Genomic DNA, 15089 nt, shown 5'->3' on the forward strand with positions numbered 1-15089 from the left:
GTCCGGATCGGACAAACCAGACGGAAAGCACCATCCGTTCACAGGCTGTTCACCGCGGCCAATCCGGGTTGGGTGGCCAGGCCACGTATCCTGGACGGTATGCGTACCGCCTACCAGGAGCAGCTCGACGCGCTCAATTCCATCCTCGGTGAGATGTGCGATCTCGCCGGCGCGGCCATGGCCCGGGCCACCCAGGCCCTGCTGCAGGCCGATCTCGCCATCGCCGAGGAGGTCATCAGCGACAACGATCGCATGAGTGCGCTCTCCTCGCGCGCCGAAGAGCAGGCCTTCGCCCTGCTCGCACTGCAGGCGCCGGTCGCAGGTGACCTCCGCGGCGTGGTCAGCGCCTTCCAGATCGTCGCCGATGTCGATCGGATGGGTGCGCTCGCCCTGCACGTCGCCAAGGTCGCGCGCCGTCGACACCCGGCCAAGGCACTCCCCGAGGAGGTCAACGGGTACTTCGCGGAGATGGGTCGACTCGCCGTGCAACTGGCCGCGACCGCGCGCGAGGTGCTGACCACGCAGAATCCGAAGGACGCGATCCGTCTGCAGGAGGACGACGATGCGATGGACGACCTGCACCGCCATCTGTTCACCGTCCTGATGGACCGCAACTGGACCCACGGTGTCGCAGCGGCCGTCGACGTGACGCTGCTGGGCCGCTACTACGAGCGCTTCGCCGACCACGCGGTCCTCATCGGCCGTCGAGTCGTGTTCCAGGCCACCGGGCAGACGCCCGAGCAGTTCCTCGAGGTGTCCTGACCTCCCCTCCCCGGACATCTCGAGTCCTCAGGCCCGACCCGGATTCTCCCCGGGTCGGGCCTGAGTGATTCAGGTCACCGTCACCGAGGCGCCGAAATGATCCTCACGTGGCGCCCGTACAGATTTCGTGGGCCGCCGGAGGCGGCGTTAGGGTGGCCGAATGGCCCACCATCATCCGGCGGAATCAGACTTCCAGCTCCGCGTCGGCGCTCCCGCGAGCGGCGATTTCCAGATGGTTCCGGACCACGACCCCGAGGTCTCCGAGGCGGCCGCCAGGGCCGCACATCGTCGACAGATCCTGACGTACGGCGGCGTCACGCTCGTCCTGATCGCGCTGCTGATCATCCTCGTCGCGAGCATGTGACGACAAACGCCGCGAACCGGATTCGGTTCGCGGCGTTCTATTCGGTCAGGCGCGTTCGTGGTGTCGGACGATCAGCCGAAGCGGCCGGAGATGTAGTCCTCGGTCTCCTGCTTGGTCGGGTTCGAGAACATCGTCTCGGTATCGCTGATCTCCACCAACTGTCCCGGCTGCCCGACACCCTCGAGGTTGAAGAAGGCGGTCTGATCGCTCACACGGGCCGCCTGCTGCATGTTGTGTGTGACGATGACGATTGTGTAGTCCTTCTTGAGCTCCTGCATCAGGTCCTCGATCGCCAATGTCGAGATGGGGTCGAGGGCCGAGCACGGCTCGTCCATCAGCAGCACGTCCGGCGACACCGCGATGGCGCGGGCGATGCACAGTCGCTGCTGCTGGCCACCGGACAGGCCGCCGCCCGGCTTGTCGAGACGGTCCTTGACCTCCTCCCAGAGGTTGGCACCGCGGAGGCTGCGCTCACACACCTCGTTGAGCTGCGTCTTGTTGCGAATGCCCTGGAGTTTCAGACCGGCCACCACGTTGTCACGAATCGACATGGTGGGGAACGGGTTCGGACGCTGGAACACCATTCCGATGGTGGCCCGCACGCTGGTGGGGTTGATCCCCTTGGCGTAGATGTCCTCGCCGTCGAGCAGCACGTTGCCCACCACGTAGGCACCCGGGATCTCCTCGTGCATGCGGTTGAGGGTGCGCAGGACCGTGGACTTGCCGCAGCCCGACGGCCCGATGAAGGCGGTGATGCTCCGCGGCGAGACGCCGAGTGTCACGTCTTTGACGGCGTGGAACTTCGAGTAGTAGACGTTCAGGTCTTTGATGTCGAGGCGCTTGGCCATGGGTCTTACCTTTGCTGGCTGGTGATCGTGCGGGCTTATTTGGTCTTCGGGGCCAGGAACTTCGACAGCAACGCGGCCAGGATGTTGAGCACCGCGATGATGATGATCAGCGTCAGGGCCGCGCCCCAGTAGTAGAACGACGACGCCGGCTGGCTGGCCGCCCACATGTCCTTGATGAACAGCGGCAGCGAGTTCATCCCGCCCTCGAACGGATTGGTCTTGACCTGCGAACTGGCGGGTCCGGCGAGGATCAGCACCGGTGCCGTCTCACCCATCACACGTGCGATCGCGAGGAAGATGCCCGAGAGCATGCCCGACAATGCGGTCGGGATCACGATGCGCAGAATGGTCTTCCATTTCGCGATGCCCAGCGCATACGAGGCCTCACGCAGTTCGTCGGGAACGAGCTTGAGCATCTCCTCGGTGGAACGCACCACCACCGGGACCATCAGCAGGATCAGCGCGAGACTCACCATGAACGCACTCTGACCGAAGCCGAGGCCGATGACGAACACGGTGAAGATGAACATCGTCGCGACGATCGACGGCACACCGGCCAGGATGTCGACCATGAAGCTGACCGGCTTGGCCAACTTGGTGGTCGGGTACTCCACCAGCATGATCGCCGTCATCACCGCGATCGGCACCGAGATCACCGTCGCGACGAGGACCTGGATCAGTGAGCCGATGATCGCCTGGGAGATACCGGCACCGAACATCGTGGTGGTGTCGACGGCATAGGCGTTGCCGAACCACCAGTTCGGGTCGGTGATCGCCGGGAAGCCGTTGACGATGACCGTCCCCAACAGCCAGACCAGCGGCACCACACCGAGCAGAAAGCAGCAGGCGAAGACGACCATCGCGAAATGGTTGCGCAGCCGTCGGCCCAGGGAGATGTTGCGGAACGCGGTGACCGAACTCTTGACCGGTCCACCGGTCTCTTCCACGGTGACGGTCATCCGTTCACCTTTCCACCGGCGACCGAGCGGGCGATCGCGTTGACCACGAAGGTCAGGACGAACAGGACCAGACCGGCGGCGATGTAGGCACCGGCAGCGTCCTCGCTGCCGACGAACTCGCCGACGTCACGGGCGATCTTCGAGGCGAACGTGTCGCCGCCCTCGAACAGCGACCACTTGAGCTTGCCGACCGCGGTGCTCAGGATGATCATCACCGCGATGGTCTCGCCGAGTGCACGCCCCAGGGCGAGCATCGAGGCCGCGACGATGCCGGAGCGGCTGTACGGGAAGGAGGTCATTCGGATGACCTCCCACTTGGTCGCTCCCAGTGCCTGCGCGGCTTCCTTCTGACCGCTCGGGGTCTGGCGCAGGACCTCACGTGTGATGGACGTGATGATCGGCAGCATCATGATCGCCAGGACGATGCCTGCGATGAAGATCGTGCCGCCGCCCGAGATCGATGTGTGTCCCTGGGCGAAGAGGAAGAACCAACCGAAGGTGTCGTTGAGCCACACTGCGAACGGGTCGATGACCGGCGCCAGGATGTAGATACCCCAGAGACCGAAGATGATCGACGGCACCGCGGCGAGCAGATCGATCACCGCGGCCAGCGGACGGGAGATCTGGCTGGGTGCGTACTCGACGAGGAACACCGCGATGCCGATGGCGATCGGGGTCGCGAGGACGAGGGCGAACACCGACGACAGGACGGTGGCGCGGAACAGTTCCCAGACGCCGAACGCGGCCGTGCCGTCAGCGAAGTTGTCCGCGTCGACGGACCACTGCGATGAGAAGAGGAAGTTCGCGTTGTTCTTGGTGAGCGCCGGGATGGCATCCACCAGAAGCGAGACGCCGATGGCTGCGATGAGGATGATGACGAGCAGACCGGTGCCGCGCGCCAGATAGGAGAAGATCCGGTCTCCCACCTCGCCGCGGGTGCTTCTCAGTCCGGGGTGGAGCTGTTCGTCGATCTCGTCGCGGTCCTCGGGTGTGAGGTCCGAATACTGGTCAAGCTCGTCGGTCTGTGGACCAGGACCGGGCGGGGTATCCGCCCGGTCCTGGCCGACGCCGGTGGGGTCATCCACGGACATGATCTCGATTGCTGTAGGTGCTGATTGTTACTGGAGGGCGTCGATCGAAGCCTGCAGCTTCGTCTGGAAGTCGGCCGGCAGCGGGATGTACCCGGCGTTGGTCAACTCCTGGCCCTGGTTCTGCGGATCGGAAGCGACCTTCAGGAACGTCTTGACGCCCTCACCGGTCGCGGTGTCCGCATACTTCGAGCATACGATCGAATAGGTCGCCAGCACGATCGGGTACGCCCCGGCCTGGGTCGGCTTGTAGAACGACGAGGTGTCGATGACCATGTTGTGGTCGGTGTCGCCGTTCACCAGCTTGGCCGATTCGATGGTCTTGCCGCCGGACTCTGCGGTCAGCGCGACGCCTTGTTTGTCCTGATCGGTGATGATCTTGGCCATCGACAAAGAGTTGGACTGCGCGTACGCCCACTCGACGTAGGCGATCGAGCCATTGGTCGGCTTCACCGCGGCACCCACCCCGGGGTTGCCCTGCTTGCCCTCGCCGACACCGCCGGTGAACGACTTGCCCTCACCCTTGTCCCAACCGCCGGCAGCGGTCAGGTACTTCTGGAAGTTGTCGGTGGTGCCGGAACTGTCGGCACGGTAGATGACCGAGATGGGCAGGTCCGGCAGCGTGGTGCCCTCGTTCTCGGCAGCGATGGCGGGGTCGTTCCAGTTCTTGATCTGGCCGCTGAAGATCTTCGACAGTGTCGGCGCCGAGAGTGCCAGATCGCCGACGCCCGGCACGTTGTAGGCCACCGCGATCGGGCCGAAGACCAGGGGCAGCTGCCAGGCATCGGATGCGCAGCGCTTCTGGGCGGCGGGGATCTCGGACTCCTTCAGCGGCGAGTCCGACCCGCCGAAGTCCGTCAATCCCTGGTTGAAGTCGGACACACCCTGCCCGGACCCGCCGCCACCGTAGGCGAGCTCGAAGCCGGGGCAGGTCTTGGCGAACGACGTCGAGAAGATCTTCATCGCGTTGGCCTGAGCGGTCGAGCCGCTCGCCTTCAGCGACTGCTTACCCGCACACTGCACGTCGGCGACCTTGGATGCCGGCGCAGCACTCTCGGTCCCCTTGTCCGCATTGCTGCTGCAGGCGCCGAGGACCAGTGCGGACGCGGCCGCCATCGATGCAACGACTACACCGGAACGACTCAGTTTCAACGGACTTTCCTCCATGCTCAGATAGCGGCGTGTCGACAGCGCGACATCGCCCGGTCGCACTGACCCTAGGGAGCCCTGGTGGACGGACCCCTCCGCCGAGGTGAACAGAAGATGAATTGGGGCATGGCGGACATGCGAGCGAGATCACCTTGCGCATCGACGACCGATCAGGCCATATGCGGCAGTCCGGCGGCGGGGCCGTCGACGGGTGGTCCTATAGTGAGGTGAGCCTACCTTCACTTCGGTGGGCGGACCGATACGAACTTCGGGATCTGCACGGGCACCAACGCTGCGACAGAGCACCCGCAAGCCCATTTCCCGAAGGGGGCCGTCATGACGGAGCGCTGTCAGGTCGCGATCATCGGTGCGGGTCCGGCCGGACTCGCCCTGGGCCACATGCTCCATCTACAGGGCATCGACTCGGTGATCCTCGAGCGGCAGTCCGAATCCCATGTGCGCTCCCGCGTTCGGGCCGGCGTTCTCGAACAGACCACCGTCGACCTGCTCACCGACATCGGAGTGGCCGAGCGGCTCCGTCGGGAAGCACTGGTGCACAACGGTTTCTATCTTCGTTTCGACCGCACCACCCATCACCTCGACTTCCACCGACATTCGGGAAGGCACGCCTACGTGTACGGCCAGGCCGAGGTGGTCGCCGACCTGATCGATGCCCGCAAGGCGACCGGCCGTCCACTGATCTTCGACGCCGACGACGTCACGATCGCCGACATCGACACCGACCGCCCCGTCGTCGAGTACACCGATGTCGACGGACGCCGCCGACGCATCGAGGCCGAGGCGGTGGCCGGCTGCGACGGATCACACGGCGTGAGTCGCACCATGATGCCCTCCGATACCCGAATCCTGGTGCGCTCCCACCCCTTCGCATGGCTCGGCATCCTGGCGCACACCCGGCCGGTCACCGAGGAGGGCATGTACAGCGCGCATCCCGACGGCCTGTCGGTGCACAGCATGCGCGGCCCCCGGTTGAGCCGTCAGTACCTCCAGGTCCCCGCCGAGACCGACCTCGACGCCTGGACCGACGAACGCATCTGGCGAGAACTGCGGCGCCGCAGCCAGTCCGACGATCACCCACCGCTCGAGACCGGCGAGATCATCGAGAAGAGCCTCGCCCCTCTGCGCAGTGTCGTCACCGACCGGATGCAGACCGGGTCGCTGTATCTCCTCGGCGATGCCGCCCACATCGTGCCACCTACCGGAGCCAAAGGCCTCAACCTCGCGATCTCCGACGCCTGCGCCCTGTCGTATGCCCTCGGACGACGCCACCGCACCGGCGATCGTTCTGCGTTGACCTCCTACACCGACACGGTGTTGCCACGCATCTGGCAGGCACAGTCGTTCTCCTGGCGACTCACATCGGTGCTGCACCGATTCGGCGAGGACCCCTACGACTGGGAACTGCGCCGGGCCCGCCTCACGCGATGGACCCAGTCCCCGTCCGAACAGCAGGCCCTCGGCGAGGTGTACCTCGGACTACCGTTTCCGACGCCATGGCGGTTCGACGGATGACCTGGTCAAGCGACCGATCAGCGTCGGGACGAAGCGACGCCCCGGGTTGGAAGAGATGTAAAGGGTAGGCTACCCTCATTCGTAGTCCACGCTCAGCTTTCGGCTTCGTCGCCCTCCGCTGCGAGGGCGATGACCGATCGGAGACGACTGATGTTCGACAATCTCGGTGGACGCCGACATTCCTTGTCCGGTAAGCAGCTTCGTCTTTCCCGGATCTTCGCCGCAACCACTCGCCGAGCACTGGTCGTGCCGATCGACCACTCCGTGACCGTCGGCCCGCTCGGTTCATCCGACCACGCCGACAACACCGCCGAACTCCTCGCCCGAGCCGGTGCCGACGCCCTGATCGTGCACAAGGGGCGGGCCCGCACCATCGATCCGTGGCGGTTCGGTTCGCTCGGACTCATCATGCATCTCTCCGCGGGCACCAACCTGAGCATCGACCGCACCGGCAAGGTGCTCGTCGGGTCGGTCGAGGAATGCCTCGGACTCGGCGCCGACGCGGTCAGCGTGCACGTCAACGTCGGATCCGCCTCGGAGCCACAGCAACTGGCCGATCTCGGCAACGTGGCCACCGAGTGTGGTCGCCTCGGTGTCCCCCTTCTCGCGATGATGTACGCCCGGGGGCCGGAGATCGGCGACGATGCGACCTCCGTTCGCACGCTGGCGCACCTGGCAGCCATCGCGACCGACCTCGGTGCCGACCTGGTGAAGCTCGACTATGCAGGCAGCCCCGAACAGATGAACGAGGTCGTCGACAGCTGCCCCCTCCCCCTCCTGGTCGCGGGCGGACCGGTCGCCGACAGCGACGACGACGCGGTCGCGTTCGGGTTGGAGGTCGCCTCGTCACGGGTGGCCGGGCTGAGCTTCGGTCGGCAGATCTTCGGTGCCGAACAGCCGCACCGTGTCGCGGCTGCCCTCGCCGAGCACCTCCACGCCGGCACCGGACCGCCACGTTCGCTGACGTCGGCACCGACACTCGAGTTGGCCTGATCCGACCGACTCCCCTGACCCACGCCACGGCGTATCCCGACAAGCCCCAGTTCATCTTGCACCCCAGTTCCGTTCGCACCCAAGGACAATCATGAGCAGTTCCACCGACATCGTGACCGACGACATCACCCCGTTGGCCGCCGCCGACACCCAGCGTGACGGGCACTTCGCCTGGATCGATCTGCGTGCGGTACCCGCCGCCCTCCGCGATGCCGTCGTGCAGTCGGCCATCCATCATCGGATCGACGGCATCGTCTCCGACGATGCCGGGTTGCTCGCCGACCTGCCCCCGACGATCCGCCGCGTGCTCACCCTCACGAACCGCGACGAGATCGTGGACACCGCGGCTGTCGACATCGTGCTGACCGAGAACGGCGCACCACCGCTCGACGTCGCCGCCACCGTGGAGAACGGTGTGCACGTGGTGGTGTCTGATGCCGACACCCTGCGTGACGCCTGCGAGGCGGTGCGCCGGGTGGCCTGGACGGTGCTGACGTTCACCGATCCGACCAAGATCCCGTTGGAGATCGTCATCGCCGCGGCCGAGAACTCCGGTGGCCGCACCATCACCGTCGTCAACGACATCGAGGACGCCGAGATCGTCAAGCTCGTCCTCGAACACGGTTCGGACGGGCTGTTGCTCTCCCCGCAGAGCGCCGACGACGTCGCAACCCTCGCCGAGGTGATCTCGCCATCCGCGGACCGGATGGACCTCACCGAGCTGACCGTCACCAAGGTCGAACACATCGGCATGGGCGAGCGCGCCTGCATCGACACGTGCTCGCTGCTGGAGAAGGACGAGGGCTGTCTGATCGGCTCCTTCTCGACCGGAATGTTCCTGTCCTGCAGCGAAACCCACCCGCTGCCGTATATGCCGACCCGACCGTTCCGATGGAATGCCGGGGCGGTGCACTCCTATGTTCTGGTGCCGGGCAACCGTACGCGGTACGTCAGCGAACTGCAGGCCGGCCAACCGATCCTGGCCGTACGGTCCGACGGCTCGGTCCGTGAGGTCCGCATCGGCCGCGTGAAGATCGAACGTCGCCCGCTGATCTCGGTCACCGCGACCACCGAGGACGGCCGCACCGTCAACGTGATCGCCCAGGACGACTGGCACGTCCGACTCCTGGGACCGGGCGGCTCGGTGAACAACGTGACCGACCTGACACCCGGTGACCGCCTCCTCGGATACGCTCCGAGCGAATCGCGCCATGTGGGACTGCCGATCACCGAGTTCTGCGACGAACGGTGAGCGCCGCCGACGACTCGGCGACTCGTTCTCCGCGGGTGCTCTGGTACATCAACCCCACCGACGGTGAGGTGCCATGGGAGCCCACACAGCGGGTCGCTCCGACCTTCGAGGTGATCCGCGAGCAGGCCCGGACACTCGACCGGCTCGGCTACTATGGCGCGCTCACCACCGCGCGAGAAGCGATCTCCCTCGTCGGCGACACCGAACGTCTGCGTTTCCTGATCCCCGAGTACCCCGGGGTGAAACCGCCGGTGCTGCTGGCCGAGGAGGCGCAGGTCTTCGACCAGTACTCGGACGGGCGGCTGATCTACAACCAGGTCAACGGTGCCGACCCGGTCCTGCATCGGTACGGCCGGTTCGCCTCCAAGCAGGAGCGCTACCGGATGTCCGCAGAGTTCTGGACCCAGGTCAAGAAGCTGTATCTCGACGACGACTCCGCTTTCGACGGCGAATTCTTTTCCTACGGACCGCGTTACAAGCCCCCGATCCCCGGCCCCCGGCAACCCGGGGGCATCGAGGTCTGGGGTACCGGCGCCTCCCCGGAGGGCATCGACCATGCGGCCGAGGTGCTCGACGTCTATCTGTCGTTCATGTCCGAACCGTCGGCGTTGGCTGCGCTGTTCGATCGGGTCCGCGCCGCGGCGGCGGGGCGTGGCCGCACCCTGACGTTCGGTGTCCTGGCCAGCGTCATCGTCAGAGAGACCGACGACGAGGCGTGGGAGCGCTTCGAATCGCAGTTGTCACGGACTCGACCGGAAACCGTGCTGGCCACCGCCGATCGCAACCTGCGCAGCTTCGGTTTTCCGGGACTCGACGAGATCGGCAGCGACGACCCCCTCGTCCAGGGACGGATCGACGCGTTGCGGGCGGGCCGCCTGCCGGGGCGTGAGTTCCTGGAGTTCGCACCGAACATGGCGGCCGGGTTGACCACGTGGACCGCGGCCGAACCGCCGTTCGACATCGCCGGGAAAGGCACCGGCACCTACTTCGTCGGCAGTCCCGAGAACGTCGCGAACGCCATGTCCGCGGTCGCCGACCAAGCGGGCGTGGACATCTGGATTCTGTCCGGTTGGCCGCTGGCCGCCGAGGCCGAGATCACCGCCGAGCTGCTGTTGCCCCTGCTGCAGCAACCATCGACGGCCCGGGCGCCCCGACCGCCCTCAGCCGATCCGCACGGTCGCGATCACTCCGTGGTGGTCTGACCCGCTCAGGTCCACCCGGCGAAACGACGTCGGCGTCGGGCCGCCGCGGGTGAGGATCCGGTCGAGCGCCAGCAGCGGCGGGTGCCGGCGACCGGCCGGGTAGGTCGCGACGATGCCTGCGCCGAGATGTTCGGCGGCATCGACGAGCTGCGGCGCTCCCGCCCGCCCGGAATCGTGGAGCAGGGTGCGGAACCGGCGGTGATCGAAAGTCGAATTGATGTCGGCCCCGACGACGAGCGGCATCTCGTCCGCTGACAGGACCGCCGCGATCCGGTCGAGTTCGGCACCCCATCGCCACGCCGGCTCCGGGTAGGGCGGGATCGGATGCAGCGCATACACACGCCACCGTCGTCCGTCGGGCTCCATCACGTCCGCGCGCACATTGGACAACGTGAGGCCGCCGAGCGCCGTACCGTTGCGCAGCGGATATCGGGAGTAGATCCCGGCTCCTGCACCACCGGCACGGGGCCGTAGATATGCATGGCGCAGTAATGCCCCGAGGCCGGCTCGCTGCAGTCCGGCAACGGCTTCATCGGTGAGTTCGACGACGGTGAGCACGTCGACGTGCTCGGACCGGACCCGCTCCACGAGCGCTGTCGGATCAGCTTGTCCCAGACGGAGATTGGCCTGCATCACCGCGCGGTCGGATTCCGAAACCTCCTCGGACACACCGCGATACAGAGGCATCTGGGTGCCAAGGCCCGCCGCCGTGACGATGACGGCGACCACGAGCGCGATCCACGCACGCCCCACGGCGAACGCCACGACGGCGAACAGGCCCACCGACACCAGTACGGGCGTGAACGCCGCCAACCGTGCCGCGAGATCGCCTGTCGACCCCGAGAGGTGCGCCGCGGTGCCGGTTGCCGCGACCGCCACGCAGAACCATCCGAGGGTCAACAGGATCGGGCGCACGCACCCGATCCTGTCACGGTGTGTCCCCGGCCGTCGGGCGGCGTGGGCCACGGCCGTGGGCGATCAGCTCAGCCGTAGGCGACGTCGATCGCGTACCGCCCGAACCCGAGGTGCTCGTAAGTGCGCAGGGCGGCCGTGTTGTCGCCCTCGACGTAGAGTTCCACCTCTGCCATGCCGCGCCGGAGGAGGTGGTGCAGGCCGGCCAGTGTCAGCAGCCGCCCCAGCCCACGCCCCTGGGCGGCCGGATCGACGCCCACGATGTAGACCTCGCCGAGATCCGCATCATGAACCTTGGTCCAGTGAAATCCCAAGAGATGACCCGGATCTGCGGCATCGAATGCCAGGAACAGACCGTCCGCGTCGAACCAGTCGGCACCCACGCGTTCGACGATCTGGTCGGCCGACCACCCACCCTGCTCCGGATGCCAGTCGAACGCGGCGTTGTTCACCCGCAGGATCTCCGCATCGTCGGCGGGACCGGCATAGGTGCGCAGCACGATGCCGTCGGGCACCTCGAGTGGCGGCAGCGACGGTGCGTCTGGTCCCACGGGCCGCCGCAGTTGCAGCAATTCGCGACGACGTTCGAGTCCGAGTCGCCCGGCCAGCGCGATCGCACCCGGTAGATCACCGTGCGCCCACGCCCGCGGCGACGGGTCGGCGACGAGGTCGCGTGCCACCGACAACGCCGTGGTGAGCAAGGCCCGCCCCGCGCCCCGACGACGAAGCGCGGGGTCGACGACCGCCTCGATCATCGCCGGTTCACCGTCGCGACCGATCAGCACATTGGCATAACCTGCATCCGAGAAGACATGCCGCACATCGGAACCGGCGGCCGCGTCGATGGCCGCAACAGACTGTTCCGACAACGGTGCCACACCGTCGGCCTCCGTCGCGGCACGCCGCACCCGGTGCGCGAACGCAGCCACGTCGTCGGGGAGAACCGATGCGACCTGCGTCGTCGGTTCCACCGGATCAGTTCCCGTTCGTGCTGGCACTGAGCTCCTCACCGTACGGGCCCTCGAGGTCGTCGGGCCCGAAACCCTCGATGTCGTCGCGCGAGTTGTCGGTGCTCGCGCCTCGGCCGCGGCCCGGTCGGACCGCCTTGTACCCGACGTTACGGACCGTGCCGATCAACGATTCGTGCTCGCTGCCCAGCTTTGCCCGCAGCCGTCGTACGTGGACGTCGACGGTGCGCGTGCCACCGAAGAAGTCGTACCCCCAGACCTCTTGGAGCAGTTGCGCTCTCGTGAACACCCGCCCGGCATTCTGGGCCAGGTACTTGAGGAGTTCGAACTCCTTGTAGGTCAGGTCGAGCGGCCTGCCGCGCAGTCGCGCGGTGTAGGTGCCCTCGTCGATGACCAACTCCCCCAACGTCACCTTGCCGCTGGCCTCCTCGGAGGTCGTCCCGCGTGTACGGACGACCAGGAGGCGCAGGCGCGCGTCGAGTTCCGCAGGCCCGGTGCCGGGCAGCAGGAACTCGTCGAGACCCCAGTCGGCGTTCACCGCAACCAACCCGCCCTCGGTCAACACCGCTGCCACCGGCACCGACGACCCGGTGCTGCCGAGCAGTCGACACAACCCGCGTGCCGCGGCGAGATCGGTGCGTGCGTCGACGATCGCGACATCCGCGTTTCCGGCCTCCATCAACGAGGAGACCTCGGTCGGCGCGACCCGAACGGTGTGCGCGAGCAACGACAACGACGGGAGGACCGAGTCCGGGTTGGGGTCTGCGGTCAGCAGCAAGAGATCCATGAATCACTCCGATCTCGTCGTTCCCCACCATGCCCATAGAACATGCGCCGGCCGCCCCGTTGCGGTCTTTCGACACAACCCGCGCACCGGCCACCGATTGTGTACAACGGCTTACCGCCGTGTGCGCGATAGATGACAGAATAGCGCCAATGTCGGGTTTCGCTGTTAACAAGACGGCCGGGAGCGACCGTCGACACGCGTCCCGATCAGCCCCGCAACGTCGTCATCGCGGTCGCCGCGCCCTGGGCGTGGCGATCGTTGTCGTGATCTTGTTCACGATCTGTGCGTTCGTCGCCGACACGGTCGTGGCCATGCGGTCCGAGCACCGGCTGTCCCGGTCACTGGTGACGGCCGACGAGCTCCCGTACGACCCCGAGGTCACCATCAGCGGGTTTCCGTTCATCGGCCACGCCCGCACCGGCGACTTCGCGGGTGCGACGATCACGGCCCGCGGGGTGCCGGTCGACTGCCCACCACCGGGCGGCTGCCATGCCGAACTCGGCGCAACCCTCGGTTCGTTCTCGGTGCCCGACGGATTCCGAATCCAACCACGTGACGTGATGCACACATCGTCGGTGCACGCCTACACGCGGCTCGACTCGGTGAATCTGGGCCGGATGCTCGAGATCCCCGACCTCACCGTGAACACTCCCGCACCCGAGGGAAAGGCCGGTGGCGGGGGGCCAGGCGACGGCCTGTTGAGTCGCGAGAGCGGGGTCCTGCTGACCGGCACCGTGGCGCTCGGGCCCGTTCCGAACGACACCGACCTCCCGCCATCGGCGTCGCGATACCCGGGTCCGAAGGTGAGGGTCAGTGTGTCCGCGGATCTCTCCGTCGTCGACGGACGGCTGCGCATCGTCGCGACGGATTTCTACCGCGGCCCCGAAGAGCATTCCGATGCACAGGTAGCCGACGAGCTGCGCGCCGACGTCCTGTCCCGGTTCGACGTCACTCTCCCGGCCCTGCCGATGCCCTGGGACATCACCGGATCGACCGCGCACAGCGAGGGCAGCGACATCCTGATCGAAGGCGAATCCGGTGCTTCCGACCTGCGCCCCGTCGACTTCTGACCCCCTGTCGTCGGCGGTGTGACGATGTCGACGAGGGCGAGGTTGGGTGGCAACCGTGTGCTGTGTACCCTCGTCACCATGCAACTGCGCCGTGAGTTCATGCTCACCCGCCGCCGTGCGATCGACTTCTGTCGGATCGCCAACTGTTGCTGTCGTTAGACGGTGAGCGTGGCGCCCGTGACGGCGCGTTCACCGACACGATGGCGGCCGGTGCAGTTTCTCTGCATATCTGACATCCCACGTCTGATACGGACGATTCGTCGGTGAGACATCCGAACCGGTGAATCACGCGGTCGACATCATGTTCTTCTCCTGTCGAATATCTCCATCCCTTCTCCACATCCATCCGGAAGGACAACTCCATGGCACGTTCCGACGTCCTGGTCAGCGCCGATTGGGCTGAACAGAACCTGCACACCGACAAGGTCGTCTTCGTCGAGGTCGACGAGGACACCTCGGCCTACGATGGCGGTCACATCGAGGGCGCGGTCAAGCTCGACTGGAAGACCGATCTGCAGGATCAGGTTCGCCGCGACTTCGTCAACGCCGAGCAGTTCTCCAAGCTGCTGTCCGAGCGTGGCATCGCCAACGACGACACCGTGGTCCTCTACGGCGGCAACAACAACTGGTTCGCGGCCTACGCGTACTGGTACTTCAAGCTGTACGGGCACAATGACGTCAAACTGCTCGACGGTGGCCGCAAGAAGTGGGAGCTCGACGGTCGTCCGTTGTCCACCGACGCCGTCAGCCGCCCCGCGACCGACTACAAGGCCGCCGAGCCCGATGTCTCCATCCGCGCCTTCCGCGACGAGGTCGTCGACGCCATCGGCGCCAAGAACCTCGTCGACGTGCGCAGCCCTGACGAGTTCAGCGGCAAGATCCTCGCGCCTGCCCACCTCCCCCAGGAGCAGAGCCAGCGTCCCGGCCACATCCCCGGCGCCATCAACGTGCCGTGGAGCAAGGCCGCCAACGAGGACGGCACCTTCAAGAGCGACGAGGATCTCGCCGCGATCTACGGTGAGGCCGGCCTCGACGGCTCGAAGGACACCATCGCCTACTGCCGCATCGGCGAGCGCTCGAGCCACACCTGGTTCGTGCTGAAGGAACTGCTCGGCCACCAGAACGTGAAGAACTACGACGGCAGCTGGACCGAGTACGGTTCGCTGGTCGGCGTCCCGGTCGAGCTCGGAGAAGGAAAGTAA

15 protein-coding genes are annotated in these 15089 nt (G+C 66.4%); 8 read left to right on the forward strand and 7 right to left on the reverse strand.

From position 1 onward, the window contains the following. The first annotated feature begins 99 nt into the window (after positions 1-99). Together phoU and AAFP35_RS13500 are read left to right on the forward strand one after the other, a co-directional pair. Entirely contained in the window at positions 100-762 is a 663-nt protein-coding gene (gene phoU / locus AAFP35_RS13495; RefSeq protein WP_419222134.1) for a phosphate signaling complex protein PhoU, read from the forward strand. Between the two features lie 160 nt (positions 763-922). Then, positions 923-1126, forward strand: coding sequence for a hypothetical protein (locus AAFP35_RS13500; protein ID WP_419222135.1), 204 nt, complete (start codon positions 923-925; stop codon positions 1124-1126). 71 nt (positions 1127-1197) lie between these two features. Here AAFP35_RS13500 and pstB read toward each other — a convergent pair whose 3' ends face one another. Genes pstB through pstS form a run of 4 tightly spaced genes read right to left on the reverse strand, consistent with a single transcriptional unit; the run spans position 1198 to position 5173 of the window. After that, entirely contained in the window at positions 1198-1974 is a 777-nt protein-coding gene (pstB, locus tag AAFP35_RS13505) for a phosphate ABC transporter ATP-binding protein PstB (protein ID WP_419222136.1), read from the reverse strand. Between the two features lie 35 nt (positions 1975-2009). After that, positions 2010-2933 (reverse strand): phosphate ABC transporter permease PstA, encoded by a 924-nt coding sequence (gene pstA, locus AAFP35_RS13510; protein ID WP_419222137.1) that lies wholly within the window; start codon positions 2931-2933, stop codon positions 2010-2012. Further along, positions 2930-4024, reverse strand: coding sequence for a phosphate ABC transporter permease subunit PstC (gene pstC / locus AAFP35_RS13515; RefSeq protein ID WP_419222138.1), 1095 nt, complete (start codon positions 4022-4024; stop codon positions 2930-2932). Before pstC ends, pstA begins: the two co-directional genes overlap by 4 nt. Positions 4025-4051: 27 nt before the next feature. Next, positions 4052-5173, reverse strand: a complete 1122-nt coding sequence (pstS, locus tag AAFP35_RS13520; RefSeq protein ID WP_419222139.1) for a phosphate ABC transporter substrate-binding protein PstS — start codon at positions 5171-5173, stop codon at positions 4052-4054. Between the two features lie 333 nt (positions 5174-5506). Here pstS and AAFP35_RS13525 point away from each other — a divergent pair, with 333 nt between their 5' ends. The 4 genes from AAFP35_RS13525 to AAFP35_RS13540 all read left to right on the forward strand — a co-directional run bounded on the left by AAFP35_RS13525 (position 5507) and on the right by AAFP35_RS13540 (position 10150). Further along, a complete protein-coding gene (locus AAFP35_RS13525; protein WP_419222140.1) occupies positions 5507-6703 on the forward strand; it encodes a 4-hydroxybenzoate 3-monooxygenase in 1197 nt (398 codons plus the stop codon). A gap of 150 nt (positions 6704-6853) precedes the next feature. Beyond that, complete coding sequence (locus AAFP35_RS13530) at positions 6854-7696, forward strand: 2-amino-3,7-dideoxy-D-threo-hept-6-ulosonate synthase (RefSeq protein ID WP_419222141.1); 843 nt, start codon at positions 6854-6856, stop codon at positions 7694-7696. A 91-nt stretch (positions 7697-7787) separates the two neighbouring features. Next, on the forward strand, positions 7788-8948 hold the full coding sequence (locus AAFP35_RS13535) for a 3-dehydroquinate synthase II family protein (protein WP_419222142.1): 1161 nt from the start codon (positions 7788-7790) through the stop codon (positions 8946-8948). Continuing rightward, entirely contained in the window at positions 8945-10150 is a 1206-nt protein-coding gene (locus AAFP35_RS13540) for an LLM class flavin-dependent oxidoreductase (RefSeq protein WP_419222143.1), read from the forward strand. Before AAFP35_RS13535 ends, AAFP35_RS13540 begins: the two co-directional genes overlap by 4 nt. Here AAFP35_RS13540 and AAFP35_RS13545 read toward each other — a convergent pair. The 3 genes from AAFP35_RS13545 to AAFP35_RS13555 all read right to left on the reverse strand — a co-directional run bounded on the left by AAFP35_RS13545 (position 10109) and on the right by AAFP35_RS13555 (position 12817). Then, positions 10109-11065, reverse strand: a complete 957-nt coding sequence (locus AAFP35_RS13545; RefSeq protein WP_419222144.1) for an endonuclease/exonuclease/phosphatase family protein — start codon at positions 11063-11065, stop codon at positions 10109-10111. The two genes, AAFP35_RS13540 and AAFP35_RS13545, sit on opposite strands and share 42 nt — an antisense overlap. A 68-nt stretch (positions 11066-11133) precedes the next feature. After that, the gene (gene mshD, locus AAFP35_RS13550; protein WP_419222145.1) at positions 11134-12060 is read right to left on the reverse strand and encodes a mycothiol synthase; all 927 of its coding nucleotides are present in this window, start codon (positions 12058-12060) and stop codon (positions 11134-11136) included. Next, a complete protein-coding gene (locus AAFP35_RS13555) occupies positions 12038-12817 on the reverse strand; it encodes a winged helix-turn-helix transcriptional regulator (RefSeq protein ID WP_419222146.1) in 780 nt (259 codons plus the stop codon). Before AAFP35_RS13555 ends, mshD begins: the two co-directional genes overlap by 23 nt. Before the next feature lie 149 nt (positions 12818-12966). Between AAFP35_RS13555 and AAFP35_RS13560 the strand changes: the two genes are divergently transcribed. Then, complete coding sequence (locus AAFP35_RS13560) at positions 12967-13887, forward strand: DUF2993 domain-containing protein (RefSeq protein ID WP_419222147.1); 921 nt, start codon at positions 12967-12969, stop codon at positions 13885-13887. Positions 13888-14249: 362 nt separating this feature from the next. Continuing rightward, on the forward strand, positions 14250-15089 hold the full coding sequence (locus tag AAFP35_RS13565; RefSeq protein ID WP_419222148.1) for a sulfurtransferase: 840 nt from the start codon (positions 14250-14252) through the stop codon (positions 15087-15089).

The sequence above is a fragment of the Gordonia sp. CPCC 206044 genome (genome assembly GCF_048537895.1).
Lineage (GTDB): Bacteria > Actinomycetota > Actinomycetes > Mycobacteriales > Mycobacteriaceae > Gordonia.

Bases quoted from the DNA above. Each gene is read 5' to 3' on its own strand.
- phoU (WP_419222134.1), top strand. From the start codon at position 100: ATGCGTACCGCCTACCAGGAGCAGCTCGACGCGCTCAATTCCATCCTC.
- AAFP35_RS13500 (WP_419222135.1), top strand. From the start codon at position 923: ATGGCCCACCATCATCCGGCGGAATCAGACTTCCAGCTCCGCGTCGGC.
- pstB (WP_419222136.1), bottom strand. From the start codon at position 1,974: ATGGCCAAGCGCCTCGACATCAAAGACCTGAACGTCTACTACTCGAAG.
- pstA (WP_419222137.1), bottom strand. From the start codon at position 2,933: ATGACCGTCACCGTGGAAGAGACCGGTGGACCGGTCAAGAGTTCGGTC.
- pstC (WP_419222138.1), bottom strand. From the start codon at position 4,024: ATGTCCGTGGATGACCCCACCGGCGTCGGCCAGGACCGGGCGGATACC.
- AAFP35_RS13525 (WP_419222140.1), top strand. From the start codon at position 5,507: ATGACGGAGCGCTGTCAGGTCGCGATCATCGGTGCGGGTCCGGCCGGA.
- AAFP35_RS13530 (WP_419222141.1), top strand. From the start codon at position 6,854: ATGTTCGACAATCTCGGTGGACGCCGACATTCCTTGTCCGGTAAGCAG.
- AAFP35_RS13535 (WP_419222142.1), top strand. From the start codon at position 7,788: ATGAGCAGTTCCACCGACATCGTGACCGACGACATCACCCCGTTGGCC.
- AAFP35_RS13555 (WP_419222146.1), bottom strand. From the start codon at position 12,817: ATGGATCTCTTGCTGCTGACCGCAGACCCCAACCCGGACTCGGTCCTC.
- AAFP35_RS13560 (WP_419222147.1), top strand. From the start codon at position 12,967: ATGTCGGGTTTCGCTGTTAACAAGACGGCCGGGAGCGACCGTCGACAC.
- AAFP35_RS13565 (WP_419222148.1), top strand. From the start codon at position 14,250: ATGGCACGTTCCGACGTCCTGGTCAGCGCCGATTGGGCTGAACAGAAC.